Annotated in this window: 1 protein-coding gene; it reads right to left on the bottom strand. The window is 68.0% G+C overall.

Annotation, left to right across the window (positions count from 1 at the left end; translation table 11 throughout):
- A partial coding sequence (locus QZH66_RS15315) for a mechanosensitive ion channel family protein (RefSeq protein ID WP_305806768.1) occupies positions 1-498 on the bottom strand: 498 nt, incomplete at its 3' end.
- Positions 499-666: the final 168 nt, after the last annotated feature.

The raw sequence follows: 666 nt of genomic DNA, 5'->3' as shown, positions 1-666 counted from the left end.
CTGGCCGCCTGCCGTGGCCGTGTCGTCTTCGAGCGTGGTGTAGAGCAGGTTGATGTCCACCACCCGGCCCTTGGCGCCGGGTTTTTCGGCCGTGTCGAGCAGCTCGATGGTGTCGCCCACGCGGAACGGCCCGACGGTGAAGATCAGCAGCGCGCAAAACAGGTTGGACAGCACGCTCCACGCGGCAAAGAAGGCCACGGCGCCCACCGTGGCAAAGCCGGTGAAGGCGGTCCACAGCACGGTCGCCGACACGCCCAGGCGTTCGAGCACCAGCAGCAGCGCGCTGACCAGGATGGTCCAGCGCAATAGGCCTTTGACCGGCACCAGCAGTTCGTGCGGCAGCTGGTAGTGCTGGCTGGCGCGGGCCACGAGGCGGCGCAGCAGGTGCTGCAGCAGCAGGGCGGCGAGCAGGATCAGCAGGATCTGCAGGCCCGGCACGATGACGTCGAGCCAGTCCTGGGCCCATTCGGGCAGGTAAAACTTCAGTGAGCGTTGCATGGGCAGTCCAGAAAAAGCTCCGGGCGCCGCAGCGCCCGGAAAGAGCAGGCGCCACGCCCCTGGGCCTTGGCGCTCCCGGCGCGTCAGCTTTCGCGGCGCAGCGCGGGGAACAGGATCACGTCGCGGATGCTGGCGCTGTCGGTCAGCAGCATCATCAGGCGGTCGATG

Origin of the sequence: Stenotrophomonas sp. YIM B06876, assembly GCF_030711595.1 — a bacterium.
Lineage (GTDB): Bacteria > Pseudomonadota > Gammaproteobacteria > Xanthomonadales > Xanthomonadaceae > Stenotrophomonas.
This window is presented reverse-complemented; position numbering and strand designations above follow the sequence as displayed.